General features: G+C 67.8%; 18 protein-coding genes. 5 read left to right on the top strand and 13 right to left on the bottom strand.

Annotated elements, in window-relative coordinates; translation table 11 throughout:
- Positions 1–110 precede the first annotated feature (110 nt).
- The 3 genes from AVTE2539_RS12270 to AVTE2539_RS12260 are packed head-to-tail and all read left to right on the top strand — an operon-like array spanning position 111 to position 4,074.
- A complete protein-coding gene (locus AVTE2539_RS12270; protein WP_284410976.1) occupies positions 111–668 on the top strand; it encodes a sigma-70 family RNA polymerase sigma factor in 558 nt (185 codons plus the stop codon).
- Positions 665–1,642 (top strand): FecR domain-containing protein, encoded by a 978-nt coding sequence (locus AVTE2539_RS12265; RefSeq protein WP_284410974.1) that lies wholly within the window; start codon positions 665–667, stop codon positions 1,640–1,642. Before AVTE2539_RS12270 ends, AVTE2539_RS12265 begins: the two co-directional genes overlap by 4 nt.
- Positions 1,642–4,074 carry a TonB-dependent siderophore receptor gene (locus tag AVTE2539_RS12260; RefSeq protein WP_284410972.1) on the top strand — a complete coding sequence of 811 codons (2,433 nt, stop codon included), beginning with the start codon at positions 1,642–1,644 and terminating at the stop codon, positions 4,072–4,074. Before AVTE2539_RS12265 ends, AVTE2539_RS12260 begins: the two co-directional genes overlap by 1 nt.
- Before the next feature lie 7 nt (positions 4,075–4,081).
- Here AVTE2539_RS12260 and AVTE2539_RS12255 read toward each other — a convergent pair whose 3' ends face one another.
- Positions 4,082–6,010: a DUF3592 domain-containing protein gene (locus AVTE2539_RS12255; RefSeq protein WP_284410971.1), complete on the bottom strand. Its 1,929-nt coding sequence runs from the start codon at positions 6,008–6,010 to the stop codon at positions 4,082–4,084.
- Positions 6,011–6,215: 205 nt separating this feature from the next.
- On the opposite strand from AVTE2539_RS12255, the gene AVTE2539_RS12250 reads away from it, so the two are divergent.
- Positions 6,216–8,405 carry a TonB-dependent siderophore receptor gene (locus AVTE2539_RS12250; protein WP_284410969.1) on the top strand — a complete coding sequence of 730 codons (2,190 nt, stop codon included), beginning with the start codon at positions 6,216–6,218 and terminating at the stop codon, positions 8,403–8,405.
- A 357-nt stretch (positions 8,406–8,762) separates the two neighbouring features.
- Positions 8,763–9,041 (top strand): hypothetical protein, encoded by a 279-nt coding sequence (locus tag AVTE2539_RS12245; protein WP_272551314.1) that lies wholly within the window; start codon positions 8,763–8,765, stop codon positions 9,039–9,041.
- Between the two features lie 202 nt (positions 9,042–9,243).
- Here AVTE2539_RS12245 and AVTE2539_RS12240 read toward each other — a convergent pair whose 3' ends face one another.
- The 12 genes from AVTE2539_RS12240 to AVTE2539_RS12185 all read right to left on the bottom strand — a co-directional run bounded on the left by AVTE2539_RS12240 (position 9,244) and on the right by AVTE2539_RS12185 (position 26,602).
- Positions 9,244–10,722: a glutamate synthase subunit beta gene (locus AVTE2539_RS12240; RefSeq protein WP_284405115.1), complete on the bottom strand. Its 1,479-nt coding sequence runs from the start codon at positions 10,720–10,722 to the stop codon at positions 9,244–9,246.
- A gap of 50 nt (positions 10,723–10,772) precedes the next feature.
- A complete protein-coding gene (locus AVTE2539_RS12235) occupies positions 10,773–15,527 on the bottom strand; it encodes a glutamate synthase-related protein (RefSeq protein WP_284410967.1) in 4,755 nt (1,584 codons plus the stop codon).
- A gap of 180 nt (positions 15,528–15,707) precedes the next feature.
- Complete coding sequence (locus AVTE2539_RS12230) at positions 15,708–16,412, bottom strand: transposase (protein WP_284410966.1); 705 nt, start codon at positions 16,410–16,412, stop codon at positions 15,708–15,710.
- A 138-nt stretch (positions 16,413–16,550) separates the two neighbouring features.
- The gene (locus tag AVTE2539_RS12225) at positions 16,551–17,504 is read right to left on the bottom strand and encodes a class I SAM-dependent methyltransferase (protein WP_272567567.1); all 954 of its coding nucleotides are present in this window, start codon (positions 17,502–17,504) and stop codon (positions 16,551–16,553) included.
- On the bottom strand, positions 17,501–18,136 hold the full coding sequence (locus AVTE2539_RS12220; RefSeq protein ID WP_284410964.1) for a DUF1415 domain-containing protein: 636 nt from the start codon (positions 18,134–18,136) through the stop codon (positions 17,501–17,503). Before AVTE2539_RS12220 ends, AVTE2539_RS12225 begins: the two co-directional genes overlap by 4 nt.
- A gap of 108 nt (positions 18,137–18,244) precedes the next feature.
- Entirely contained in the window at positions 18,245–19,414 is a 1,170-nt protein-coding gene (locus AVTE2539_RS12215; protein ID WP_284411612.1) for a deoxyguanosinetriphosphate triphosphohydrolase, read from the bottom strand.
- A 57-nt stretch (positions 19,415–19,471) separates the two neighbouring features.
- Complete coding sequence (aroB, locus tag AVTE2539_RS12210) at positions 19,472–20,635, bottom strand: 3-dehydroquinate synthase (protein ID WP_284410961.1); 1,164 nt, start codon at positions 20,633–20,635, stop codon at positions 19,472–19,474.
- A gap of 242 nt (positions 20,636–20,877) precedes the next feature.
- Positions 20,878–21,423 (bottom strand): shikimate kinase, encoded by a 546-nt coding sequence (locus tag AVTE2539_RS12205; protein ID WP_502868914.1) that lies wholly within the window; start codon positions 21,421–21,423, stop codon positions 20,878–20,880.
- Positions 21,405–23,240 (bottom strand): Ig-like domain-containing protein, encoded by a 1,836-nt coding sequence (locus AVTE2539_RS12200; RefSeq protein WP_284410959.1) that lies wholly within the window; start codon positions 23,238–23,240, stop codon positions 21,405–21,407. Before AVTE2539_RS12200 ends, AVTE2539_RS12205 begins: the two co-directional genes overlap by 19 nt.
- A gap of 13 nt (positions 23,241–23,253) precedes the next feature.
- The gene (locus AVTE2539_RS12195; protein ID WP_272567558.1) at positions 23,254–25,395 is read right to left on the bottom strand and encodes a type IV pilus secretin PilQ; all 2,142 of its coding nucleotides are present in this window, start codon (positions 25,393–25,395) and stop codon (positions 23,254–23,256) included.
- On the bottom strand, positions 25,392–25,931 hold the full coding sequence (locus AVTE2539_RS12190; protein WP_272567557.1) for a pilus assembly protein PilP: 540 nt from the start codon (positions 25,929–25,931) through the stop codon (positions 25,392–25,394). Before AVTE2539_RS12190 ends, AVTE2539_RS12195 begins: the two co-directional genes overlap by 4 nt.
- The gene (locus tag AVTE2539_RS12185; protein WP_284410957.1) at positions 25,928–26,602 is read right to left on the bottom strand and encodes a type IV pilus inner membrane component PilO; all 675 of its coding nucleotides are present in this window, start codon (positions 26,600–26,602) and stop codon (positions 25,928–25,930) included. Before AVTE2539_RS12185 ends, AVTE2539_RS12190 begins: the two co-directional genes overlap by 4 nt.
- Positions 26,603–26,604: the final 2 nt, after the last annotated feature.

Here is a 26,604-nt window from a genome sequence, read left to right as displayed (position 1 = left end):
CCGGGCAACGGGCCCGTGGACGGACCTCCGCCCACGGATGAGATAATGCGATGCATTCTCATTGACCGCCCGCCGGGCGTTTACCCATCGGATTCCCGCCCGTGGCTCCCGTGTCCGCCGCCCACCACGCCGCCGCGCCCGCCCCCGGGCCGGCCGAAGAGATCGGCCGCCTGTACGGCGCGCACCACCGCTGGCTGGTGGGCTGGCTGCGCGCACGGCTGGGCTGCCCCGACCAGGCGGCGGACCTGGCGCAGGACACCTTCGTGCGGCTGCTCGCCCACCGGCTGGGCGCCGAGGCCGGCACCGAAGCCGACGCACACGCCGCCACGCCACGCGAGCCCCGGGCCTACCTGGTCACCGTGGCGGGCCGGCTCGTGGCCAACCAATTTCGCCGGCTGTCGCTGGAGCGCGCCTGGCTCGACGCGCTGGCCACGCTGCCCGAAGCGCAGTGGCCCTCGGCCGAACAGCACGCCATGGCCCGCCAGGCGCTGCACCGGCTGGATGCGGCCCTGGCCGGCCTGCCCGAGCGCGCGCGGCGCGCCTTCCTGCTGTCGCAGATCGAGGGGCAGGACTACGCCCGCATCGCCGCCACGCTGGGCGTGACCGAGCGCAGCGTCAAGCGCTACATGGCGCAGGCGTTCGAAGCCTGCATCCTGGCGGTGGATTGAGCCCCGCCGCCGCACCCCTGCCCCCGGAACGCGCCGCCGTGCGCGCGGCGGCGCAATGGCTGGCCCGGCTGCATGCCGGCGACGCCACGGCGCAGGACCACGCGGCCTGCGAGCGCTGGCGCACCGAACACCCCGAGCACGAACGCGCCTGGCAGCGCGCGCAGCGCATGCAGGCGCAGTTGGGCCTCGTCAGCCCACCGCTCGCGCAGGCCGTGCTGGGCCGGGCGCGCGGCGACGGGCGGCGCCGTGCGCTGCGCGCGCTCGGCGGCCTGGCCGTGGCGCTGCCCGCCGCGCACCTGGCCTGGCGCCAATGGGGCGAGGCCTTCACGGCCGACCACCACACGGCGCGGGGCGAGCGCCGCGACCTCGTGCTGGCCGACGGCACGCGCCTGTGGCTCAACACCGCCACGGCCATCGACGTGGCCTATTCGCCCGCGCAGCGCACTGTGCGGCTGCTGCACGGCGAGGTGCTGGTGCAGACCGGCGCGGACGCCGGTGCGCCCGGCCACCGCCCGTTCGTGCTCGTCACGCGCGAGGGCGAGCTGCGCCCGCTGGGCACGCGCTTCGTGGCGCGCGACGCGGCGGACGGCTGCCGGCTCACGGTGCACGAAGGCGCCGTGGCCGTGCGCACTGCGCAGGGGCTGGCGCAGACCGTGCCGGCCGGTCAGGCGCTGCGCTTCACCGCCGGCCGGATCGCGCCCATCGCGCCCGCCGACCCGTTCGCCGGGCGCTGGACCGAAGGCCTTCTGGTGGCGCGCAACCAGCCGCTGGGCGAGTTCCTCGAAGACCTCGCCCGCTACCGTGCCGGCGTGGTGCAGTGCGACCCGGCCGTGGCCGCGCTGCGCATCACCGGCGCCTTCCAGATCGACCGCAGCGACGCCGTGCTCGACGCCCTGCCCCGCACCCTGCCGGTGCGCGTGGCCTGGCGCACGCGCTACTGGGCACGGGTGCTGCCGGCCACCGTGCAGGACTGATGGCAGGGCGGATGGCCGGGCTGCGCACGCGGGCGGGCTGCCTGGCGCTGTGCCTGCTGACGGGCGCGGCCGTGGCGCAATCGCCGGCCCCCGCGCCACGGGCGGTCGAACTACCCCCGGGACCGCTGGCCGACCGGTTGCCGGCCCTGGCGGCGCAGACCGGGGCCTCGGTGCAGGCCGATGCGGCGCTGCTGCGCGGCCTGCAGGCGCCCGGCGTGGCGGGGCGGTTCACGCCGGCCGAGGCGCTGGCGCGGCTGCTGGCGGGCACGGGGCTCGCGGCGGCCGAGGAGGCGCCCGGCGTCTTCGTGCTGCGGCCCGCAGGCGCAATGACCGCCGCGTCGGCCCTGCCCGGGCCGGACGCCGCCGTGCTGCCCGTGGTGCGCGTGACCGCCCTGCGCGAGGCCGGGGGCACCGACGCCGCTCTCTGGAGCGGCAACGGGCGCGGGGCCGGCGCCGCCACGCGCACGGCCACGCCCGCGCTCGCGGTGCCGCAGGCCCTGTCCACCCTGCCGCGCCCGACCTTGGACGCCCTGGGCGCCACGCGCCTGGACGACGCGCTCGACTACGTGCCCGGCGTGTCGCGCCAGAACGACTTCGGCGGCACCTGGGACAACATCGCCCTGCGCGGCTTCGCCGGCCACGAGGACACCGGCATGAGCCTGCTGCGCAACGGCATGGCCGGCAACCGGGGCTACAACGCGCCGCGCGACACGGCCAACGTGGAGCGCTTCGAGTTCCTGCGCGGGCCTGTGGCGGCGCTGTACGGCGTGTCCGAGCCCGGCGGCACGCTCAACGTGGTGACGCAGCCCGCGCCGTGGGAGCCGCTGCGCACGATCGAGGCGAGCCTGGGCCGCTGGAACACAAGGCGCGCCGTGCTCACGCTGGGCGGCCCGCTGGATGCGTCGGCAGGCACCGCGCCGGAGTCGGGCGAACCCGCGCGCATCGCCTACCGCCTCACCGCCGTGGCCGAGGACAAGGGCAGCTTTCGCGAGCACGTGCGCACGCGCCGCGAAATGCTCGCGCCGGCACTCACCTGGCGCCTCGCCGAGGCCACCACGCTGCGCTACGACGGCGAATGGCTGCGCCAGCGCGCGCCGCTGGACCGGGGCGTGGTGGCGCTCGGCGGGCAGGTGGGCACCGTGCCGGTCACGCGCTTCTATGGCGATCCCGGCGACGGCGACCTGGCCATGGTCAACCAGACGCACCAGTGGCTGCTGGACCACGCCCTGGCCCCCGGCTGGCGCCTGCATGCGGGCCTGATGGCGCGGCGCGGCACCATGGTGGGCTTCACCACCTACGGCCACGGCTACGGCGAGGCGCTGGCCGACCTGGAGGCACGCGGCTGGCTGTGGCGCCAGCGGCGCTGGCGCGATTTCGCCTCCAGCGACCGCTCGGGCCAGCTCGATCTGCAGGGGCAGTGGGAGGCGGGCGGACTGCGGCACACGCTGCTGGCGGGGATGGAGGTGTTTCGCTTCCGGCTCTCGCAGGTCATGCAGCAGTCGCCGGCAGGCACCTGGCAGGCCGATGGCATCGACGTGCGCCAGCCCGTGTACGGCGACGAGCGGCCGGCGACGCAGGATTTCCTGTCCACCGACGAGCACCAGCGCGGCCTGGGCCTGTACCTGCAGGACCAGATCGAACTGGCGCCGCAGTGGCAGGCGCTGCTGGGCCTGCGCCACGACCGCTTCCGGCAGGCCGTGGACGACCGGCTGGCCGGCGGCACGCGGCGCCAGTCGCAGGGCGCCCTGTCGCCGCGCGCGGGCCTGACCTGGCTGCCCGTGCCGGGCTGGGCGGTGTATGCCAGCGTCGGCGCCTCGTTCCGCCCGAACGTGGGCGTGGACGTGCAGGGTGGCGCCTTCGCGCCCGAGAAAGGCCTGGCGCGCGAGATCGGCGTGAAGTGGCAGCCGCCCGAGGGCCCGCTGTCGGCGTCGCTCGCGCTCTACGACATCGCCAAGCGCAATGTGCTCGTCACCGACCCGCAGCACCCGGACCACAGCGTGGCGGCCGCCCGCGTGCGCAGCCGGGGCGCGGAGTTCGAGCTGGCGGGCCGGCCCGCGGCCGGCTGGAGCGTGGTGGCCGGCGGCGCCTGGCTGCAGCGGTCGCTGCCGCAATTTCCACGCGCGAGCGGCAGCCTGCTGCTGGTGCGCGAATGGGCGCTGGACGGCGTCGGTGGCGCGGGCGGGCACACCGTCGGCCTCGGGGGCGGGCTCACGCACGTGGGCGAGCGCACGGGCGATGCCGGATCGCCCCGGCTGCCCGCCTACACCACCACGCGGCTGCTGGCGCACTGGCAGGCAGGGCCCGCGCTGCGCCTGTCGCTGCAGGTGGACAACGCGTTCGACAAACGCTACTACGCCAGCGCCTACAACCGCGTGTGGGTGGTGCCCGGCGCGCCGCGCCACGTCACGTTCACGGCCAGGCACACGTTCTGACCGCGAGCTAACCGCCCCACAGGCACCACGCCAGCATAGCCAGCGCGGCCAGGGCGCCCCAGGTCGGGCGCGAGTGGCCCGTCGACGCGGGCCGCTGCGATCCGGGGGTGAAATGGCCCTGCCGGACCCGCCAGGCCTGGGCGATCGCCTGGCCCACGGCCGTGGCGGCCTCGGTGCCGGCGATGCCGGGCGTGAGGCGCACGCGGCCCCCTTCGGGCACCGGCGCGTACAGCGCGAAATAGGCTTTTTCGCTGGGGCCGCTGCCCGTGACCCGTTGCAGCGCGCGGACCAGCGCCTGGGTGGCCTCGCCCGGCACCACCCGCGCGTGCGACCACAGCCAGGAGCGGCGCTGCACGACCAAGCCGGCGTCCTGCACCGCCAGCGTCCAGCGCCGGGAGGCGGCATGCAGCAACGCCACCGCCAAGGCCCATCCGGCGCCCGCGGCCGCCGGGGTGCGCCACCCGGCGGCCAGGGACACGCCCAGCCCGTCCAAAGCCACCGCGCCGAGCGCCAGAGTCACCAGCACGATGCCGGCCGCCCAGGTCCAGCCGCCTGGGCGAAAGACGAAGTGCCAGGCGTGCCGGGTTTCCTGCAGCGTGACGGCGGGCGGCAGGAACATGGGGGCCTCGTCATCCTGCTCCGCGCCCGGCCCTGCCGGGCGGGCGCTGACGGGAACGGGCGTGCCCTTCCAGGCCGCCCGGCGGTCGAAGCGGTCCGGCGGCTCCCCTGACAGGGGCTGCGCCGCCGCCTGGACCGGCACGTCGCACGTCAACTCCGGCGCACCTTCCGGCGTGCGCAGCAGATCCAGCCGCCATTCCACGCGCTCGCCCGAGCGGCGGGCGCCACTGGTCGGCGCATCGGGCGGCACCAGGAAACGCGCCGCCAGCCGCAGCCGGCCGCCGCTGGCCGGCTGCATCGCCACGGGCTCGGCGAAAGACTCCACGCACCGTTCGGGTGAGCCCGAACTCGCTTCGTCCACCCGGTACTGGGCCAGTCGCAATTGCAGGCTGTGCCCCTGCATGCGGGGCGCTGCACGGGCCGGCACCACCAGCGCCACCTCGACCGTATGCCCTGCCAGCGGCCGCGCGGGCTGCAGGGCGAGCCCGGTGCCCGCGTATCGCCAGGCCAGGTAGGTGACATGCCCCGAGTACCACAGCAGCCCGACGCCCACCAGAGCGCACAGGCCCACGACCCCCTTGGCGAGCCACGGAATATGGGGATCGGGCCACAGCAAGGCGGCCATCGGGACACTGAAGCCGCACCAGAACAAGGCGATGGGCCACAGGATGCCGAGGGATCGGCGTGCCGTGTTCCCCGGCGGGGGCGCTGGCCCGTCCGACAGGGACGCGGCATCGGCCTCTTCGCGAGCCATCTTGCGCCAGCGCAGCAGGACGAAGACGAACACCCAGGCCGCCACCAGGCCCACGCCGGTGAACACCAGGGCAAAGGGCAGGCGAAACAGCTGCAGGCGCCAGCGGATGGTGGGGTCGATCAGCGATTGCGACGGTTCGGCCGGGTTCACCCAAGCGGTAACGGTGTGCCCGCTGGCCTGGGCGTTTTGCAGCCGCGCGAGCCACCGGCGGTGCCAGCCGTCGAAGTCCATCGATTCGCCGTGGCCTGTCGGATCCAGGCCCACGCGGGTGCCTTCATGGGGCTTGCCGTCCACGGCGTAGCGGTAGCGGGCCTGCACTTCGAACGCGGGCCCGGCGCCGCTGTCCGGACGGCGCTCGTCCCGCCGGAGCTCCGCGGCGAGGACCTCGGCCGGCACCGGCTGCCAGCGGTGGTGCACCTCCCACGCCAGGCGCAGGGTGCTGACCAGGGGCCGGAGCCCGAAGGTGTAGCCGACCACGCCGAATCCCATGGCGAAGACGGCGCTGAACGCCAGCAGTGCCAGCCGGGTGCCGATGCTGCCTGCCCTCGTCCGCTCTCTGGCCACGGGTTCTCCTCGTCGATGTCGTTTCTTATGGCTGAAGAATATCAAGCCCCGCGCCGCCAAGGGCCGCGGGGCGGGGCGCAAAACACCCCGGCGCGGCGTGCGCGCAACACTTCGCAAACATCGATCGAAACAAAGCAAAAGGGCTGTCCCCTTTCCGGGGGGCTGCGTGTCTTCTTCTCGATTACCACCAACGAGAGAAGCGCCGATGCACCGCCACCCGACCCCTGACCTGCGATTTCCGCTCCCCCCGTCCGCCGCCGCCCGCGGCCCGCGCCGCTCGCTGCTGGCCGCCGCCAGCCTCGCGGCCCTGGTGCAGGGCACCGCCCTGCCCGCCTTCGCCCAGGCGCCCGCGGCCGCCGAGCCGCAACTGCCCGCCACCGAGGTCGTCGGCCGCCAGCAGTCCGGCCAGTACCACGCCCAGGAATCCGAGGGCGCGACCAAGACCGACACGCCGCTGCGCGAAGTGCCCCAGGCCGTGCGCGTGGTCACGCGCCAGCTGGTCGACGACCTGGGCGCCCAGCGCCTCGATGACGTGCTGGACTACGTGGCCGGCGTTTCGCGGCAGAACAACTTCGGCGGCATCTGGGACAACGTGGCCATGCGCGGCTTCGTGGGCCACGAGGACATGGGCATGGGCCTGCTGCGCAACGGCATGCCGGCCAACCGCGGCTTCAACGCGCCGCGCGACACCGCCAACGTGGAGCGCTTCGAATTCCTCAAGGGCACCATGGGCGCGCTGTACGGCAACAGCGAGCCGGGCGGCACGGTGAACGTCGTGACCAAGCCGCCCCTGTTCAAGGCCGCGCATTCGGTCGAGGCCTACTACGGCACGCACGACGCCAAGCGCATGGCGCTGGACAGCACCGGCCCGCTGAACGGTAGCGCCACCGAGCCCGCCACGCTGGCCTACCGCCTCAACGTGTCGGTGGAGGACAAGGACAGCTTCCGCGACTTCGTGCACAGCCGCCGCGAGCTGATCGCCCCGGCCATCACCTGGAAGCTCGGCCCCGACACCGTGCTGCGCTACGACGGCGAGTGGCTGCGCCAGCGCGCGCCGCTCGACCGGGGCGTGGTCTCGGTCAACGGCCAATTGGGCGCGGTGCCCACCTCGCGCTTCTACGGCGAGCCCGGCGACGGCGACATCACCGTGGACAACCAGACGCACCAGTTCTTCCTGGAGCAGGCGCTGTCGGCCGACTGGAGCCTGCGCGCCGGCCTGCAGTACAAGCGCAACACGCTGGCCGGCCTGGCCAGCGAATCCCACCAGTACGGCCCGTCGCCCTGCCAGACCTCGGTCGAGGCCAGCGGCTGGCTGTGCCGCCGGCTCATCCGCCGCGACTTCCGGTCCGACGACACCACGGTGCAGCTCGACCTGAACGGGCGCCTCACGACCGGTGCCTTCCAGCACGAGCTGCTGGTCGGCGCCGAGGTGTCGCGTTTCGACATGGACCAGACCATGCTCACCCAGGCCGGCGGCGGCCGCTTCGGCTACGGCATCAGCGTGGCCAACCCGGTGTACGGCGCCGCCGCGCGGCCCGCGCTCACGGCCCGCGCCATCGACCGCACGGTGGAAGACCGCACCACCGCCTTCTACGTGCAGGACCAGATCAGCCTCACGCCCCAGTGGAAGCTCCTGGCCGGCGTGCGCCACGACCGCTACCGCGGCGAGATCGACGAGCGCAGCACGGGCCGCGTCACCACCCAGGACCCGAGCGCCACCTCGCCGCGCCTGGGCCTGACCTGGCTGGCCACGCCCGAGGTGTCGGTGTACGCCAGCGCCGGCCGATCGTTCCGCGCGCAGGCCCAGACCACCGCGTCCGGCCAGCAGATCCAGCCCGAGATCGGCACCGCGCGCGAGCTGGGCATGAAGTGGCAGAGCGCCGATGCGCGCCTGGGCGGCAGCGTGGCGCTGTTCGACATCAGCAAGCGCAACACGGCCACCTGGGACGACGACGGCGTGTACCTGGTGCCGGTGCCCGGCAAGGTCCGCAACCGGGGCCTGGAGGCCGAACTGGCCGGCTGGGTCGCACCCGGCTGGCGCGTGGCGCTGAGCTACACCTACCTGGACGCCGACCCGCTCATCACCCAGTTCGCACGCCAGAGCGCCAGCGCCTTCGTGACGCACGAAAGGGCGCTGGCCGGCGGCGGCCTGCTGGGTGTGGGCGGCGGCTTCACCCACGTGGGCGAGCGCCGCGGCGACACGGGCGAGCCGCGCCTGCCTGCCTACACCGTGGCCAAGCTGACCACCTACTGGAACCTGGACAAGCGCCTGCGCGTGTCGCTGGACGTGGACAACCTGTTCGACAAGACCTACTACCACAGCGCCTACAACCGCGTCTGGGTCATGCCGGGCAGCCCGCGGCAGGTGACGGTGGGCGTGCAATACAAGTTCTGAGGACTCAGCGACAAAACAGCCTCTAGCGCAATGAATGCGCCGGCATGACGCTCATATTTCTATAGCGTTCCAGAACGGCGCCGCACGGCGCCGTTTTGCTTCCACGGCGACAAGACGCACCGCTCACCGATCGCAGGGCTTCGAGAAATTTCAGAACGTTTCAGGACCTCTCAGCCCCCGTTAAGGGCAGAAAGAGGGCCTGTCGCCAGAATCCGTGGCTGGAAACGAAGCGATCGAAGAATCACCAAGAATTCAAAAAAAAGCGCTCTCCGGTGACGAATGGACAGCCAGAAACGGAGGCTCGCACGTTTTTGGCTTCACTCAAGCAGCGACCAAACTCTAGAGAGGATGAGCGACATGTCGAACAATCTTGCAGGCGGCTGGACCGGCTTCAATTTCGAACTCACCGCAGAGGCCAAGAAGGTCTTCGCGGAAGCCGTGACCCTGGTGGGGACCAAGTACACCCCGTTCGCCTTTGCAACCCAAGTGGTCGCCGGCACCAACTATTCGTTTCTGTCCCAGGCCCAGAACGTGCTACCCAACGCCCCTGTGCGCGTGGTGAAGCTGCACATCTACCAACCGCTGCCAGGCCAAGGCCAGCCCCACATCACCCAGATCATCGAAATCACCCCCTGATTTCGGTAGGAGAGGGAGGTCAGAGAAAAAAGAGAAAGGAAAGGGCGACCGGCGCTGCGCCGCAAACGCTGGCCTTTCCACGAAAGCCCCTGCCGTTCGGCAGGGGCTTTTTTTTGGGTCGTTCGGGCCATCGCATCGATCCAAAGAAAACGGCGCTCCGAAGAGCGCCGTTTGTTTCAAAGCCTGCCGCTGTTGACGGAACTCAGCGCGGCAAGTCGGAGTACCCCATCAGGAACTCGTCCACCGAGCGCGCGGCCTGGCGGCCTTCACGGATGGCCCACACCACCAGGGACTGGCCCCGGCGCATGTCGCCCGCGGCGAACACCTTGGGCACATTGGTGGCGTAGCCGCCGTCGAAGTCGGTGGTGGCCTTTGCGTTGCCGCGGGCGTCCTTGTCCACGCCGAAGGCGTCCAGCACCTGAGCGACAGGGCTCACGAAGCCCATGGCCAGCAGCACGAGGTCGGCCTTGAGGACCTGCTCGCTGCCGGCCACCTCGACCATCTTGCCTTCCTTCCATTCGACGCGGACGGTCTTGAGGCCGGTGACCTTGCCCTTCTCGCCCAGCAGTTCCTTGGTGGAGATGGCGAACTCGCGCTCGCAGCCCTCCTCGTGGCTGGAGCTGGTGCGCAGCTTGATCGGCCAGTAGGGCCAGGTCATGGGGCGGTTCTCGACCTCGGGCGGCTGGGGCATCAGCTCGAACTGCGTGACGCTCACGGCGCCGTGGCGGTTGCTGGTGCCCACGCAGTCGCTGCCGGTGTCGCCACCGCCGATCACGATGACGTGCTTGCCATCGGCGCGCAACTGGCCCTTGAGCTTGTCGCCCGCGTTGACCTTGTTCTGCTGGGGAAGGAACTCCATTGCGAAGTGCACGCCGTCCAGGTCGCGGCCCGGCACGGGCAGGTCGCGCGACTGCTCGGCGCCGCCGGTCAGCAGCACGGCGTCGAAGTCCTTTTGCAGTTGCTCGGGCGTGATGGTTTCCTTGGCCCAGTTGGTGACCTTGGAGCCCTTGCCCAGGCCGTCCTTGGCGGCGCCGATGAACACGCCGGTGCGGATGGTGACGCCCTCGGCGGCCATCTGCTCGGCACGGCGGTCGATGTGCGACTTCTCCATCTTGAAGTCGGGAATGCCATAGCGCAGCAGGCCACCGATGCGGTCGTTCTTCTCGAACAGGGTCACGTCGTGGCCCGCGCGCGCCAGTTGCTGGGCCGCCGCCATGCCGGCCGGGCCGGAGCCGACCACAGCGACCTTTTTGCCGGTCTTGTGCTTCGGGGGCAGAGGCTTGACCCAGCCCTCGGCCCAGGCGCGGTCGATGATGGCGTGCTCGATCGACTTGATGCCCACCGGGTCGTCGTTCACGTTGAGCACGCAGGCGGCCTCGCAGGGCGCGGGGCAGATGCGGCCGGTGAACTCGGGGAAGTTGTTGGTGCTGTGCAGCACCGCGATGGCGCTCTTCCAGTCCTGCTGGTACACCAGGTCGTTGAAGTCCGGAATGATGTTGTTGACCGGGCAGCCGTTGTTGCAGAACGGCGTGCCGCAGTCCATGCAGCGCGCGCCCTGGATCTTGGCCTGCGCGTCATCCAGGCCGATGACGAATTCCTTGTAGTGCTTCAGGCGCTCGCCGACGGGCTTGTAGCCCTCTTCGATGCGCTCGTATTCCATGAAGCCGGTGGTCTTTCCCATGATGTCTGTCCTTGAATCGTTGAATGCGGTGCGGGTGGATCGGGCGGGCCTTACTTGGCGGGCACCGTTTCCTTCGCAGGATGGGCGACCGCGGGGGTCGCGGGCTCCTCCAGCACCTTGCGTTCATGGATTTCGGACAGCGCGCGCTTGTATTCGGTCGGGAACACCTTCACGAACTTGGCGCGCGAGGCCGCCCAGTTGTCCAGCAGTTCGCGCGCACGCTTGCTGCCGGTCCAGCGGTTGTGGTCTTCCAGCATCTTCTTGAGCTGGGCTTCGTCGGTCTGGTCTCGGTGCCAGATGCCGCGCGAGATGCTGGCGGTCTGCTCGTCACCGGGCAGGATGCGCTCCAGCGTCACCATGGACAGGTTGCAGCGGGTGTCGAACAGGCCGTCCTCGTCGTACACGTAGGCCACGCCGCCGCTCATGCCGGCCGCGAAGTTGCGGCCCGTCTTGCCGAGCACCACCACGGTGCCGCCCGTCATGTATTCGCAGCCATGGTCGCCGGTGCCTTCCACCACGGTGGAGGCCCCCGACAGGCGCACCGCGAAGCGCTCGCCCGCCACGCCGCCGAAGAACGATTCGCCGCTGGTGGCGCCGTACATCACCGTGTTGCCCACGATGGTGTTGCGCGTGGTGTCGCCGCGGAAGTCGATCGACGGGCGCACGATGACGCGGCCGCCCGACAGGCCCTTGCCGGTGTAGTCGTTGGCATCGCCGATCAGGTACAACGTGATGCCGCGCGTGAGGAACGCGCCGAACGACTGCCCGCCCGTGCCTTCCAGCTGGATGCGGATGGTGTCGTCCGGCAGGCCTTCAGGGTGGGCGCGCGTGACGGCGCCCGAGAGCATGGCACCCACCGAGCGGTTCACGTTGCGCGCCACTTCGATGAACTGCACCCGCTCGCCCTTTTCGATGGCGGGCTGGCTGCGCTCGATGAGCTTGCGGTCCAGGGTCTTCTCGATGTTGTGGTCCTGCACGTCGACATGAAAGCGCGGCACGTCGGCCGGCACGTTCGGCTGGGCGAACAGGCGGCCGAAATCCAGGCCGCGCGCCTTCCAGTGGGCAATGCCGGCACGCATGTCGAGCAGGTCGGTGCGGCCGATGAGGTCGTCGAACTTGCGGATGCCCAGCTGGGCCATGATCTGGCGCACTTCTTCGGCGACGAAGAAGAAGTAGTTCACCACGTGCTCGGGCTTGCCCGAGAACTTCTTGCGCAGCTCGGGGTCCTGCGTGGCCACGCCCACGGGACAGGTGTTCAGGTGGCACTTGCGCATCATGATGCAGCCCTCGACCACCAGCGGCGCGGTGGCGAAGCCGAACTCGTCGGCCCCCAGCAGCGCGCCGATGGCGACGTCGCGGCCGGTCTTCATCTGGCCGTCGGCCTGCACGCGCACGCGGCCGCGCAGGCGGTTGAGCACCAGGGTCTGCTGGGTTTCGGCCAGGCCGATCTCCCACGGGCCGCCCGCGTGCTTGATGGACGACCAGGGCGATGCACCCGTGCCGCCGTCGTGCCCGGCGATCACCAGGTGGTCGCTCTTGCACTTGGTCACGCCCGCGGCGATGGTGCCCACGCCCACTTCGGACACCAGCTTGGTGCTGATGCTGGCGTGCGGCGCCACGTTCTTCAGGTCGTGGATGAGCTGGGCCAGGTCCTCGATCGAATAGATGTCATGGTGCGGCGGGGGCGAGATCAGGCCCACGCCGGGCACGCTGTGGCGCAGCTTGCCGATGTAGTTGGTGACCTTGCCGCCGGGCAACTGGCCGCCCTCGCCGGGCTTGGCGCCCTGGGCCATCTTGATCTGGATCTGGTCGGCCGACGACAGGTATTCGGCCGTGACGCCGAAGCGGCCCGACGCCACCTGCTTGATGCGGCTGCGCAGCGAGTCGCCGTCCTGCAGCGTCAGGTCGACCTCGACGTTCTCGGCGCCGATCACGCTCTTGAGCGTGTCGCCCTGCTTGATCGGAATGCCCTTCAGTTCCTGGCGGTAGCGCGCGGCATCCTCGCCGCCCTCGCCCGTGTTGCTCTTGCCGCCGATGCGGTTCATGGCCACAGCCAGCGTGGCGTGCGCCTCGGTGGAGATCGATCCCAGCGACATGGCGCCGGTGGCGAAGCGCTTGACGATCTCCTTGGCCGATTCGACCTCGTCCACGGCAATGGCCTTGGTCGGGTCGAACTTGAATTCGAACAGGCCGCGCAGGGTCATGTGGCGGCGGCTCTGGTCGTTGATGAGCTGGGCGTATTCCTTGTACGTATTCCAGTTGTTGGCGCGCGTGGAATGCTGCAGCTTGGCAATGGCGTCGGGGCTCCACATGTGCTCTTCGCCGCGCGCGCGCCAGGCGTATTCGCCGCCGGCGTCCAGCATGGTTTCCAGCACCGGGTCGTCGCCGAAAGCGGCCTTGTGCATGCGGATGGCTTCTTCGGCGATCTCGAACACGCCGATGCCTTCCACGCGGCTGGCGGTGCCGGTGAAGTACTTGACGATGGTGTCGGTGTTCAGGCCGATGGCCTCGAACAGCTGCGCACCGCAATAGCTCATGTACGTGGACACGCCCATCTTGGACATGATCTTCGACAGGCCCTTGCCGATGGCCTTCACGTAGTTGTAGATGGCTTTCTCGGGCGACAGGTCGCCTGGCATGCCGGCGTGCATCTCGGCCAGGGTTTCCATGGCGAGGTAGGGGTGCACGGCCTCGGCGCCGTAACCGGCCAGCACGGCGAAGTGGTGCACCTCGCGCGCCGTGCCGGTCTCCACCACCAGGCCGGCCGTGGTGCGCAGCCCTTCGCGCACCAGGTGCTGGTGGATGGCCGACAGCGCCAGCAGCGCGGGGATGGCCACCTGCGTGGCGTTCACGGCGCGGTCGCTGATGATGAGGATGTTGGCGCCGCCCTTGATGGCATCGACCGCCTGCGCGCACAGCGAGGCCAGCTTGGCCTCCACGCCCTCGCGGCCCCAGTCCAGCGGGTAGGTGATGTCGATGGTCGCGCTCTTGAACTTGCCCTGCGTGTGCTTTTCGATGGCATGCAGCTTGGCCATGCCGGCGAAGTCCAGGATGGGCTGGCTCACTTCGAGCCGCATCGGGGGATTGACCTGGTTGATGTCCAGCAGGTTGGGCTTGGGGCCGATGAAGCTGTTGAGCGACATCACGATGGCCTCGCGGATCGGGTCGATCGGCGGGTTCGTCACCTGGGCGAAGAGCTGCTTGAAGTAGTTGTACAGCGGCTTGTTCTTGCCCGACAGCACGGCCAGCGGGCTGTCGTTGCCCATGGAGCCGATGCCCTCTTCGCCGTTCTTGGCCATGGGCGCCATCAGGAACTTGATGTCTTCCTGCGTGTAGCCGAAGGCCTGCTGGCGGTCGAGCAGCGGCAGTTCGGCCGGCAGCGGACCGGCCGGCGCCTCGCCGCCCACGCTGTCGAGCTTGATGCGCAGGTTCTCGATCCACTGCTTGTAGGGCTTGGTGTTGACGACGTTGGCCTTGAGCTCCTCGTCGTCGATCATGCGGCCCTGCTCCAGATCGATCAGGAACATCTTGCCCGGCTGCAGGCGCCACTTGCGCACGATCTTGTTCTCGGGGATCGGCAGCACGCCGGACTCGGAGGCCATCACGACCAGGTCGTCGTCGGTGATGCAGTAGCGCGAGGGACGCAGGCCGTTGCGGTCCAGCGTGGCGCCGATCTGGCGGCCGTCGGTGAACACGATGGAGGCGGGGCCGTCCCACGGCTCCATCATCGCGGCGTGGTACTCGTAGAACGCGCGGCGGCGCTCGTCCATGGTGGTGTGCTGCTCCCACGGCTCGGGGATCATCATCATCACGGCCTGGCTGATGGGGTAGCCGGCCATGGTCAGCAGTTCGAGGCAGTTGTCGAACGTGGCGGTGTCGGACTGGTCGGCGAAGCTGATGGGGTAGAGCTTCTTGAGGTCGGCCGCGAGCACGGGCGAGGCCATCACGCCCTCGCGCGCCTTCATCCAGTTGTAGTTGCCCTTGACGGTGTTGATCTCGCCGTTGTGCGCCACGTAGCGGTACGGGTGGGCCAGCGGCCACTCGGGGAAGGTGTTGGTGGAAAAGCGCTGGTGCACCAGGCCCACGGCCGAGACGCAGCGCTCGTCCTGCAGGTCCAGGTAATAGGTGCCCACCTGGTCGGCCAGCAGCAGGCCCTTGTAGACCACCGTGCGGCTGGACATGCTGGGCACGTAATACTCTTTGCTGTGCTTGAGCTTGAGGTTCTGGATGGCGGCGCTGGCCGTCTTGCGGATCACGTACAGCTTGCGCTCCAGCGCGTCCTGCACGATCACGTCGTTGCCGCGGCCGATGAAGACCTGGCGAAGGATGGGCTCCTTCTTGCGCACGGTGGGCGACATCGGCATGTCGCGGTTGACCGGCACGTCGCGCCAGCCCAGCAGCACCTGGCCCTCGGCCTTGATGGCGCGCTCCATCTCCTGCTCGCAGGCCAGGCGCGAAGCGTGCTCCTTGGGCAGGAAGATCATGCCGACGCCGTATTCGCCGGAGGGCGGCAGCACCACGCCGGTGGAGCCGTCGGGAGCCGTGCCGGCCCGGGCCATCTCTTCGCGGTAGAGCGCGTCGGGGATCTGGATCAGGATGCCCGCGCCGTCGCCCATGAGCTTGTCGGCGCCCACGGCGCCGCGGTGGTCGATGTTTTCGAGGATCTTGAGCGCCTGCGTCACGATGTCGTGGCGCTTCACCCCCTTGATGTGGGCCACGAAGCCCAGGCCGCACGCGTCGTGCTCTTGGGTGGATGAATAGAGACCGTGCTCTTGCAGGTATTGGATCTCGGCAGCCGTCGTCATGGCGCTCTCCTCGGAAATGGGTCGCAGGGAGCGCAAGATTAGTGCATCGCAGCAAGGTCGGGCAAGCACTTTAAATAGGGTCAGATTCACATTATTGATGAGAATAGATCGCATTTATTTTTATTGGGGACACATCAAATTCAGGAGCAATGAAGCTTTTCGCCATGTGGCCTAAAGGAATTATTCGGGAATGGGCCTGGGCACGGCAGGCGGGCGGCCTGCCTTGCCCTTGACCACCCGCCGCTCCGTCTGCTGTTGCAACACCTGCACGAACGCGGCGTCGCCCAGGGCCCAGCCGGTGAGCGCGGAATCGGTCAGCGCCTGCTGCTGTAGCCGGCCGACGCCCGCCTGCACCATCGCGGCGTAGGCCGCCTCGCGGGCGAAGGGCGTGTTGCCCAGAGCCCAGAACAACGCATGCGGCGTGATGAGCCGGTCGTTGCGCAGGCCCAGGCAATGGGCGTGGCTGGACCAGGGGTAGTCCACCGCCTGCGCGGTGGCACCGGAGCGCACCGGGTTCAAATCCATGTAGGCCATGCAGGCAAGCAAATAACGCTCGGGCTGCAGCACGGTGGAGCGGTAGCGCCCCTCCCACAGCGTGCCGGTGCGCGCGTGGCGGTTGTTGAAGTAGCGCACGTAGCTGCGCCCCACGGCCTGCATCATCAGTGGCAGTCCGTCGGCCGTCTGGGGGGTGGCCAGCAGGTGGAAGTGGTTGCCCATGAGCACGTAGGCATGGACGGCCACACCGCAGCGGCGTGCCTGCTCGGTCAGCAGGGCCAGCATGGTTTCGTGGTCCTGCCGGTCGGCGAAGATGGCCTGGCGGTTGTTGCCACGCTGGATCACGTGGTGCGGGTAGCCGGCAAGGGTCAGGCGGGGCAGTCGGGCCATGGGGTCGCACAAAGTGAAGCAGGCGCCATGGTAGGGGGAATCCGTCCCCGATTCCGCATGTGCCGCCTGATCGGCGCGATTGCTACTATTTTTATAGCATCAAAGGCAAGAAAAACCCCGGCATGCGGCCAAAAACCCTCAAACCGTTGCCGGAACCGCCCCGGGCGCCGTGTCCGCCTCTGGTGGCAGGCCGAACCGCGCCGCCAAAGTCTGCTCCAGCCCGAACTCCGCCAAAATCGCCCGCAGCCGCTCGGCCGCGCTGCGCTTTTTCTGGCCGGTGTAGCGGGCCACGATCAGTTCGTTCTTCATGCTGTGCTCCCAGCCCACCAGCTCGGTCACCGTCACCTGGTAGCCGCTGGCTTCCAGGTGCAGGCACCGCAGCACATTGGTGATCTGGCTGCCCATCTCGCGCGTGTGCAGCGGGTGGCGCCACAGTTCGGCCAGCGGCGTGCGTGACAGCTGCAGCGCCTTGCCCTGGCGCAGGCACGCAGCCACCTCGGCCTGGCAGCAGGGCACCAGCACCATCGCGCGCGCCTGCTTGGCCAGCCCGAAGGCGATGGCGTCGTCGGTGGCCGTGTCGCAGGCGTGCAGGGCCGTCACCACGTCGATGCGCTGCGGCAGCGCCGCGGCATCGGTGGACTCGGCCACCGACAGGTTCAGGAACGACATGCGCTCGAACGCCAGCCGCTGGGCCAGGGCGCGCGAGTGCTCCACCAGCTCGGCCCGCGTCTCGATGCCGTAGATGTGTCCGCGCCCCAGGGCCTTGAAGAACAGGTCGTACAGGATGAAGCCGAGATACGACTTGCCCGCCCCGTGGTCCGCCAGCGTGGCCGCGTGGCCTTCCTGCGACAGCTCCTGCAGCAGCGGTTCGATGAACTGGAACAGGTGGTACACCTGCTTGAGCTTGCGCCGCGAATCCTGGTTGAGCCGCCCTTCCCGTGTAAGGATGTGCAGCGCCTTGAGCAGTTCGATGGACTGGCCCGGCCGCAGCTCCTGCAGCACCTGGTCTTCGGGCGAGGGCTTCGGCGCGGCCCGCCCCGCCGATGACGAAGAAGCGCCACCCTGCCCGGCCGCAGCTTTGGCGCGCTTCATGCGCCCTCTCCTGCGCCGACAGCGCCTGTCGGCGTGGACCGCCCGGTCACCGGGCAGCGCGGGCCGACGTCCAGCGCCTTCCAGCCTTCGGTGCCCAGTTCCTCCAGCACTTCGATGTTGCGCTCGAAGATCGCCTCGGCCTCGGGGAAGGCCTCCACCGCACGGTCGATGCTGTCCTCGCGCAGCAGGTGCAGCGTGGGATACGGCGCGCGGTTGGTGCTGTTGGTGACGTCGTCCACGTCGGTGCCGTCGAACTGGAACTGCGGGTGGAACGAGGCCACCTGCAGGATGCCGCCCAGGTCCATGGCCTCGACCAGATCGTCGGCCAGCGCGAGGAAGTCGTTGAAGTCCAGAAAATCCTCCATGCAGCCCGGCGCCATGAGCAAGGTGGTGTCGCGGCGCTCGGCGGAGATTTCGGCCAGCGCCTCCAGCTCGCGCTGCAGGTCTTCCAGCAGGCCGCGGCCATCGGTCGCCTCGCTCACCACGTAGTGGATCTGCGCCTTCACGTGCACCGCCTTGGCAAAGGGGCACAGGTTCAGGCCGATCACCGCGCGCTCCAGCCAGCGCACCATGTCCTCTTTCACGGTGTCGTGCGGAAAGGCGTGCGGGGCGGCGGCGGGCAATTCGGTCATGGGGGCTTTCTTCGGGGGGGGGCCTATTTTATCGGCCGGGCGCGGGTGGGCTTGCGGCGGGCCGTTGCGCGAGACCGCGACAGCGGGCAGCCCGCGCCGCCGCAGCGATCAGGACAGCAGCCGCTGGCCCGTAAGCCGCTCGTGCTCGCGCACCGCGAAACGGTCCGTCATGCCGGCGATGAAGTCCGCCACCGTGCGCATCCGTTGCACCTCGTCGCCGGCCGCGGCGCGCGCCGCGAAGCGCGGCTTCATCGCCTCGGGTGAGTCCGTGTAGGCCGCGAACAGATCGCGCACCACCTGCTGGGCCCGCCCGGTGGTTTCCATGACCTGAGGGTGGCGGTACAGGTTCTGGAACAAAAAGCGCTTCAGCCCCTGCGACTGCGCGCGCATTTCGGCGCTGAACGCCACCAAAGGCGGTGCTCGGCGCACATCGTCCACCTGCGCCGGCGCGGACTGGGCGATGGCCGCGTTCGTCGCATCGATCACGTCGTACACCTGCGCGCTGAGCATGCGCCGGATCGCTTCGTTCAGAAGCCGCCGCTGGCCCGCCGGCGCCGCCAGGTGGGGGTGGTCGCGCTCGGCCTCGGCGCGGTAGCGCTCGAACAGCGGCACCTCGCTCAGTTGCGACAGCGTGATGAGGCCGGATCGCACGCCGTCATCGATGTCGTGGGCGTTGTAGGCGATCTCGTCGGCCAAGTTGCACAGTTGCGCCTCCAGGCTGGGCTGCCCGCGCTGCAGGAAGCGCTGGCCGATGCCGCCGGGCTCCAGCGCCTCCATGCGCTCGGCGTTGGCGCGCGAGCAGTGCTTGAGGATTCCCTCCCGCGTTTCGAACGTGAGGTTCAAGCCGTTGTAATCGGGATAGCACTCTTCCAGTTCGTCCACCACGCGCAGGCTCTGCAGGTTGTGCTCGAAGCCGCCGTGCGCGGCCATGCATTCATGCAGGGCATCCTGTCCGGCATGGCCGAACGGGGTATGGCCCAGGTCGTGTGCCAGCGAGATGGCCTCCACCAAGTCCTCGTTGATGCGCAGCGAGCGGGCGATCGAACGGCCCAGTTGCGCCACTTCGAGCGAGTGCGTCAGGCGCGTGCGGAACAGGTCGCCCTCGTGGTTCAGGAACACCTGCGTCTTGTAGACCAGCCGGCGGAAGGCGGTGGAATGCACGATGCGGTCGCGGTCGCGCTGGTACTCCGAGCGCGTGGGCGCCGCCGACTGGGGATGGCGGCGCCCCCGGGTATCGGCCGGGTCGCAGGCGTACGGCGCCAATCCAGGGGGCTGCATCAAAAGGGCTTTCACCGCTCGATTGGCTTCAATTGCATGCGGCTCAAACAATAGCCATCAGTCGCAGCAGGCGTCGATGACCTCGCGCACCAGCGCGTCCGGCGCGGCACGCACCGCCGCACGCCCGGGGCCGTCGATCACCACGAAGCGGATCTCGCCCCCTTCGGATTTCTTGTCCACCCGCATCAGTTCGAGATAGCGGCCCGCATTGTCCGCCGCATCGATCACCGGGCCGCGCACGGGCAACCCCGCGCGCTCGATCAACTGGCGCAGTCGCTGCACGAAGGCCGCGTCCACCAGCCCCAGCCGGCACGACAGCTCGGCCGCCATCACCATGCCCGCCGCCACGCCTTCGCCATGCAGCCAGACGCCGTAGCCCATGCCCGCCTCGATGGCGTGGCCGAACGTATGGCCGAAGTTGAGAATGGCGCGCAGGCCGGCCTCGCGCTCGTCCTGGCCCACCACGAAGGCCTTGATCTCGCAGCTGCGCCGCACGGCGTGGGCCAGCGCGGCATGGTCGCCGGCGCGCAGGGCATCCATCGCGGTCTCGAGCCAGTCGAGGAACGCCATGTCGGCGATCGGTCCGTATTTGAGGACTTCCGCCAGCCCCGCGCTCAGCTCGCGGGGCGGCAGGGTGTCGAGCGTGGCCAGATCGCACACCACCAGTTGCGGCTGGTAGAAGGCGCCGATCATGTTCTTGCCCAGCGGGTGGTTGATGGCGGTCTTGCCCCCCACCGACGAATCGACCTGCGCCAGCAGCGTGGTGGGCACCTGCACGAACGGCACCCCGCGCATGTAGCTGGCCGCGGCGAACCCGGTCATGTCGCCCACCACGCCACCGCCCAGGGCGAACAGCACGGTCTTGCGGTCGCAGCCGTTGGCCAGCAACGCATCGAAGACGAGGTTCAGCGTCTGCCAGGTCTTGTGCTCTTCGCCATCGGGCAGGACGACCTGCAGCACCCGTGGGTAGCGCGCCGTCAGCGCAGCCTCAAGCCGCTGCGCATAGAGCGGCGCCACGGTCGAATTGGTAACGATCAGGGCCGACGCGGCGGCCGGCAAGGCCTGATAGGTGGCGGGGTCGTCAAGCAACGATTCGCCGATGAGGATGGGGTAGCTGCGGTCGCCCAGGGCGATGTCCACCTGGGCGGGGCGATCGCCCGGCAACGCGTCGGCGGATGGGTGGGCGGTGCGGGAAAGGGGGGCCTGGGATGCCAGGGGCATGTCGTGATCCATGGTCGAGAGTCTAGCGGGCCGACGGGCTCCCATGCGGACGGATCTCTGCACGCACAAGTTCGGTCCGAATCGTGCTGCCAGGCATGCGGACATTCGAGGAAAGATGGGAGAGCGGCTCGCTGCACCAGCGCTGCCAGGGGCCAGCGGACGGATCGCAGCGTTGCCGAAAAGAAGCACCGCACCGGTGATGACCGGCGCGACAGTGTGCCAGCGTGGAAGCAGCGCCGCCGTCAGCCGACGGAGGCCAGTTCCAGTTGCATCGCGATGTGATTCACCAACACCGCGACGGTCTTGCCCCGCCCCGTGGACACCACGTAGTGGGCCGTGGCCCGGTACAGCGCATCCCGCTGCTGGTGCAGGTCTTTCAACCGGCCCAGCGGGTCCGCTCCCTGCAGCAGGGGGCGAGAGGTGTCGTGCCGCACATGGCGAACGATGTCCTCGGGCGACGCGTCGAGATAGACCACCTTGCCGTGCGCCCTCAGGCGGTCGCGGTTGGGCGCACGCAGCACGGCACCGCCGCCCGTGGCCAGCACATGTGCCGGGCCCGCGCCTCGGCCCGCAGTCAACTCATCGATCACCTGCTCTTCGATGTCGCGAAAGGCGGCTTCGCCCTCACGATCGAAAAAACCACGGATCGAGCAGCCGATGCGCTGCTCGATCACGTGGTCTGAATCGATGAAAGGAATCCCCAACCGCCGGGCGAGTTGACGCCCGACGGTGGATTTCCCGGAGCCTGGTAGGCCGATGAGGTGGAGACTCAGTTGGGGTTGCTGCAACTGGTTGCCGTCCCGAACGGGCTCAGACGAGAAGCTGGAGGAACCGTCTTGTCCGTCAGGTCAGACGCTGCAGCCGATGCCAGGAAAGCAAAGAACGAACTGGATTCCGTACCGGACACAATGGCTTTGGCGGCCAACTCGAAATTCACCCAGAACGCGTATTGCTGTCCATAGGTCAAAGTGAATTCGGCAGAACCAGCGGCATCCGTCGTGACCGACGCAGGTGCGATCACCCCTGGAAGACCTGGAGTGAGTTGACCATTGCCGTTGACATCTTCACCGGCGTCCAGAATGCCGTTGCGGTTGGCATCTTCATTCACGCAGGAAATGATGCTACCGGCATTTGGTATCCACTGGGTATCCGCATCGCTGTAGACCAAACTACCCTTGCGATAGTAAGGAGGCCAGTAGGAAAGCGTCAGGTTCTGATTTGCGACCGGCGCGCCATTGGCATCGTTCACTTGCACCGAGAACGTCTTGCGATACGTCGTATTCAGCTTCTCGATCGTATTGTTGGCAGCGATGGAGATGAAAAGCGCCTGGCTGCTGATCGTGAGCGAAGACGTGGCCGTCACATTGGTGTTCGCGACCGTTGCACGAATCTGCACGCCGTTGGCGGCCGTGGACGTGGCACCGGAGATGAAGACGTCCGTCGCCAAGCCGTTGGCATCCGTGACGGCGGAGCCCGTCTTGATGCTGCCACCGCTCAGGTCCTGCACTGCCGTGAAGAAAACGGTCTTGCCCTTGACGGCGTTGCCGGCGGCATCACGCACCGTGGCGCGCAACTGGACCTGGTTGGCGGAGCTGCCTGCCACGTTCGGGGGCAAAGCGGCGGAAGACGTCTGCAGCACCAGCGAGGCTGGCGTCGAAGCGATGAAATTCAGCGGCAGCGTGGTCACAGCACCGTTGTCCACCACCGCGCTGATCGTCGCCACGCCCACGGATGCGGCCGAAGCCTGCGTAGACGCAATGCCGTTGGCATCGGTCGTCGCCTGGCTGGGAGACACCGAGCCGCGGGTGGTGCTGAACGAGATGACCTTGCCGGCCACACCGGCGCCGCCGGATGCGTAGCGCACGGAGACCGTTCGCGCCGTGTTGACCTCGACTTCGGTGTTGGCCGTGGGCGCCGAGAACGCGAAATCCACGCTGGTGACATTAATGGAAATCTGCGTCTGCGCACCAGCGCTCTGGATGGTCACGGTGTCTGTGCCGCTTCGCGTTGCCGCGTAAGCGAACGTCACGGCGCCATTGGCGTCCGTGGAAGTGCTGGCCATGGTGATGGCATTGCCCAGGGACGACGTGACGGCCACCGTGCTGGCGGCAATGGCCGCACCGCCGCTGTCCTTCACGCTCACCGCGAAATTGGTCGTGGCGCCGGTCAGGAGCGACGACGAACCCGATGCGGTCAACGTGGTACCCGTCACCGGAATGGTGATGGATTTCGTGATCGATCCCGACTTCACCGTGACGGCGATGTTGCGGTTGGAACGGTCCGTGCCGGCGGTCAGCACCGCCGTCGCCTTGCCGTCTGCAGCCGTGGTGCCCACGATGCTTGCCAGCGTGCCGCTGGATGCCGTGAACGACACCGCCTGTGCGGACAGCGCGTTGTTTGCGGCGTCCTTCACCACAGCGGTCAACGTCAGGCCGGTCTTGTCGGCCGACGCCAGACCCGTGGCAGACGTCAAGATTTCCACAGAGGCTGCCGTGCTGACCGGAGTCGTTCCTCCGGGCGTGGTGCCAGCGCTCCCCCCGCCGCCACCGCAAGCGACCAGAGTGGCAGCCAGCGATAGGGCAATGATTTTGATGAATGACTTCATTATTTACCTATAGTTAACGAACTGGTCCGCGATCGGAAATGACCTTGGGCGTGATGAATACCAGCATTTCCCGCTTCGTGGATTCTTTGGTCCGGCTCTTGAAGAGGTTGCCCACCACCGGCACATCACCCAGCACGGGAATTTTATTTTCCTGGTTGGTTTCTTCCATCTCGAAGATACCCCCGATCACCACGGTCCCGCCATTTTCGATCAACACCTGGGTCTTGATGTGCTTGGTGTCGATGGCCACGCCCTGCGTCGTGCTCTCGCCACGGCTGTCCTTGTTGACATCCAAATCAAGAATGATGTTGCCCTCCGGGGTGATCTGCGGCGTCACTTCCAGCTTCAGCACCGCCTTCTTGAAGGCGATGGTGGTGGCGCCGTTGGGAGCCGTGACGGAGTATGGGTACTCCGTGCCCTGCTCGATCAAGGCCTTCGTCTGGTCTGCCGTGATCAAACGCGGGCTGGACACGATCTTGCCTTGGCCGTCGGCCTCCATCGCCGACAGCTCCAGGGTCAGGAAACGGTTGGCCGCCGAATTGAAGATGGACAGGGCAAACGAGCCCACCGCACTCGTCGTGGACAGCTGCGCCGGCAGATTGACGAACGTGCCTCCAGGATCGGTGGCCGAGGAACTGGCGCCGCTCGTGGACACGGCGTTGCTGTAGCTCGTGCCGAAGGCGACACGGTTGTTGCCACCGATGCCGTAGCCACCGTCGCCGCCGCGGCTGGCCCTCAGGTCAGATGCACCCAGCTTGACGCCGAGCGATCGGCCGAAGGTGTCGCGCGCTTCGACAATCCGCGCTTCGATCATGACCTGCCGCACCGCCACATCCAGCGTCGACAGCAATTGCCGCACCTCTTCCAGCTTGCTCGGCGTGTCCGTCACGAAAAGCTGATTGGTCCGAGGCTCGGAAATGGCACTGCCACGCTCGGAAAGAAAGCGAGTGGACGTGCCGCTGGTACCGCCGCTGTTCGTGCTGGTCGCCAGTTGGGTCACCATGTCGGCCGCCTTGGCATAGTTCAACTGGAAGGCTTGCGTGCGCAGTGGCTCAAGCTTCTGGATCGCGAGCGCCGCCTCATAGTCCTTCTTGGTTCGGGCGTCGATTTCGTCCTTGGGCGCGATCCAGAGGACCGTGCCGGACTTGCGCATGCCGAGCCCCTTGGCGTCCATGATGATCTGCAGGGCCTGATCCCATGGCACGTCCTTCAGACGCAGCGTGAGCGCGCCGGTCACGGTGTCGGAGGTGACGATGTTGAAGTTCGTGAAGTCCGCAATCACCTGCAGCAATGAACGCACTTCGATGTTCTGGAAATTGAGCGACAGCTTTTCGCCGCTGAACCCAGGGCCCTGCGTCAGCTTGCTCAGGTCCACCTTCTTCTGGCGGATTTCCACCACGAACTGGTTGTCGCTCTGGTAGGCGCTGTGCTCCCACTCGCCGATGGGATCGATGGTCATCCGAACGCGCTCACCTTGCTGCGATGTCGTGACGATCTGCACCGGGGTGCCGAAATCCGTCACATCCAGGCGGCGGCGCAAACCTTCCGGCAGCGACGATTTCAGGAATTCGACCACCAGGCCCTTGCCTTGCTGACGCAGATCCACGCCGACCTGGTTGTTGGCCAGGCCCACGATCACGCGGCCCGCGCCATCGCTGCCGCGGCGGAAGTCGAGGTCACGCAGGGGCAGGACGTCGCTGTTGCGGTCTTCAGCGAAAACCGCTACCGGCGCCGGCTGCGCCGCCGCCGTGTTCGACACGGGCTCCAGTGCCACCATCAAGGACTTGCCCTGGATTTCAGCGCGGTACGACGTGGGTTGCTTGAGGTTCAGAACGACGCGGGACCGGTCGCCTGCCTGCACGATGTTCACGGACTTCAGATTGCCCTGATTGACTTCCACCAGCGACTTGCCCGTCGCATTGGTCGTCGCCGGAAAATCAAGCGCGATCCTGGCCGGCGCCTGGATGGCAAAACCGGTCGGCAGGGTGGAAAGGGGTTGCGACAAATCGATGCGCACCAATTCGGTACCGCCCTGCATGACCCCTTGGACGGCCTCGATGGCGGTCTGGGCATAGGCCCAGGTGCTGCCCAGCGATGCCACAGCAGCCAACAACAACGCCCGATAGCGTGTACCAAAACTGTTTTTCTGAATCATTTCTTCCCCTCTTGGAGATCGAGCGTGGTCTGACGCTCTATCCAGTCACCCGTTGCATCCTGAACGATTTCCCGCAGCTGAATGGCTGTTTCAGTGATTTGGGTAATCCTTCCATAATTCTGTCCAAGGTAATTACCAACTCGAACCTGGTACAACAAGTTATCCACCTTGAGCAAGGCCGTCGGCGTGCCGGTTTTATTCAAACTGCCGACCATGGACATGGTATCCAGGGGATAAGCTTCCAAAGGCTCCTTGCGTCGCGCCATTTCTGGGGCAATCAAGGTGGCATTGGCCGCCAATTGGGTCGAGTCACGCCTCAGGGCTTGCGTCAATTTGATGGAATTGAAAGGGTCCGTTGCTCCATCCGCCTGATAGTTCTGCGGCTGGAATTGCTTGGGTTCGGTGAGGGGGGTAATGCGCGGCTTGGTATTGGCACGCAAATCCGTCATCCACTGGCGAAGCTCGTCCTGTCCCGAAGATTCGCAACCCATCAACGCCGCGCAGACTGCCAGCAAAGCGATGTGCCACATTCTCATTTCTTCGCTCCACCCGCCGCCTGGCGCTGTGCCTGAATTTCTTCAGGGTCCAGATAGCGGAACGTTCTCGCCGTGGCTTCCATCGTGAGGCTGCCGCCATCCTTGCCCGAGGGAAGGATGGAAATATTGTTCAGCGTCACGATCCGGGAAAGATTGGCAATATCAGCGGCAAATGCGCCGATATCGTGATATCGGCCGGTCACCTTTATGGAAATCGGCAGCTCCGCATAATAATCCCGCACCACGATCTGGCCCGGCTTGAACGATTCGAACTGCAAACTGCGGCCCAGGCCTGCCTGATTGATATCGGACAAAAGGGCCGCCATTTCCGCCTTGCTCGGCAACTGCTTTTCCAGCTGGATCACATACTGCTGAACCTGCTCGCGCTGCTTCTTGAGCGCGTCGAGGCTCACGGCCTTCACGAGCTTCTTTTCATAATCAGCGCGCAAGGTGAGTTCCTTGGCCTGCTCGGCTTCCAGCTCCGCCTCGTACTCATTCAGCTTGAAGAACCACAGGAAGGTAGCGATGCCCGCCGCGATGGCGATGCAAAGCAGGATTCTCGGCAGCACCGGCCACAGAGAAGGATCTTTGGGATCGAGGTTGCGGAACTGCCGCTGCAAGCTGGATTGCAGCGCCACAAAGTCCACGGAAGACGCTTTTTTCGTTGCCATGA

This window comes from Acidovorax sp. SUPP2539 (assembly GCF_030158975.1).
GTDB lineage: Bacteria > Pseudomonadota > Gammaproteobacteria > Burkholderiales > Burkholderiaceae_C > Paracidovorax.
This window is presented reverse-complemented; position numbering and strand designations above follow the sequence as displayed.

Coding starts and splice junctions, on each gene's coding strand:
- AVTE2539_RS12260 (WP_284410972.1), top strand. CDS start 1,642: ATGGCAGGGCGGATGGCCGGGCTGCGCACGCGGGCGGGCTGCCTGGCG.
- AVTE2539_RS12250 (WP_284410969.1), top strand. CDS start 6,216: ATGCACCGCCACCCGACCCCTGACCTGCGATTTCCGCTCCCCCCGTCC.
- AVTE2539_RS12245 (WP_272551314.1), top strand. CDS start 8,763: ATGTCGAACAATCTTGCAGGCGGCTGGACCGGCTTCAATTTCGAACTC.
- AVTE2539_RS12240 (WP_284405115.1), bottom strand. CDS start 10,722: ATGGGAAAGACCACCGGCTTCATGGAATACGAGCGCATCGAAGAGGGC.
- AVTE2539_RS12235 (WP_284410967.1), bottom strand. CDS start 15,527: ATGACGACGGCTGCCGAGATCCAATACCTGCAAGAGCACGGTCTCTAT.
- AVTE2539_RS12230 (WP_284410966.1), bottom strand. CDS start 16,412: ATGGCCCGACTGCCCCGCCTGACCCTTGCCGGCTACCCGCACCACGTG.
- AVTE2539_RS12225 (WP_272567567.1), bottom strand. CDS start 17,504: ATGAAGCGCGCCAAAGCTGCGGCCGGGCAGGGTGGCGCTTCTTCGTCA.
- AVTE2539_RS12220 (WP_284410964.1), bottom strand. CDS start 18,136: ATGACCGAATTGCCCGCCGCCGCCCCGCACGCCTTTCCGCACGACACC.
- AVTE2539_RS12215 (WP_284411612.1), bottom strand. CDS start 19,414: ATGCAGCCCCCTGGATTGGCGCCGTACGCCTGCGACCCGGCCGATACC.
- aroB (WP_284410961.1), bottom strand. CDS start 20,635: ATGCCCCTGGCATCCCAGGCCCCCCTTTCCCGCACCGCCCACCCATCC.
- AVTE2539_RS12200 (WP_284410959.1), bottom strand. CDS start 23,240: ATGAAGTCATTCATCAAAATCATTGCCCTATCGCTGGCTGCCACTCTG.
- AVTE2539_RS12195 (WP_272567558.1), bottom strand. CDS start 25,395: ATGATTCAGAAAAACAGTTTTGGTACACGCTATCGGGCGTTGTTGTTG.
- AVTE2539_RS12190 (WP_272567557.1), bottom strand. CDS start 25,931: ATGAGAATGTGGCACATCGCTTTGCTGGCAGTCTGCGCGGCGTTGATG.
- AVTE2539_RS12185 (WP_284410957.1), bottom strand. CDS start 26,602: ATGGCAACGAAAAAAGCGTCTTCCGTGGACTTTGTGGCGCTGCAATCC.